Genomic DNA, 506 nt, shown 5'->3' on the forward strand with positions numbered 1-506 from the left:
GCAAAGTCGCATGAACCACTATGCGTAGCAAGACGGAATGCGCGCTCTGCTAGAAAGCGTCACGACAGAATATTATTGCGCAAAGAAAAGACGTTAGCACTATTGCGGGCTAATAACATGCAGTTCTCTGATAAGGATGAACGCAAGAACCCCTATGAATTACGGGACAAGGCTTTATCTGAAAAGCTAACACTGCAAGAGCTTGGACGTGTTCTATTTCATTTGGCTATTAGACGTGGCTTTAAGAGCAACCGCAAGGAGACAAAGGGCGACTCTGGCGGGAAACTCAAAAAGGCAACGGAGGAATTAAAGGCACAGATAAAAGAAAGCGGAACAAAAGGCTTTATCGGTAGTTTCCTATGGAGCAAATACCAAGAAAACCACCCTAAAGGCGATACTACACGCTTTTCAGAACAATTTGTCGGCAACAAGATAAAGGATGGCGCACTATACCCCACCCTCAATAACTTGGAGTTGATTTATAGTTTGAAGAGTGCGGAACTTCT

Annotated in this window: 1 pseudogene; it reads left to right on the forward strand. The window is 44.3% G+C overall.

The window, feature by feature from the left end:
* A pseudogene (locus AC1MDJ_RS08595) lies at window positions 1–506 on the forward strand (hypothetical protein); the annotation flags it as partial.

Source organism: Candidatus Termitispirillum reticulitermitis (genome assembly GCF_054655775.1).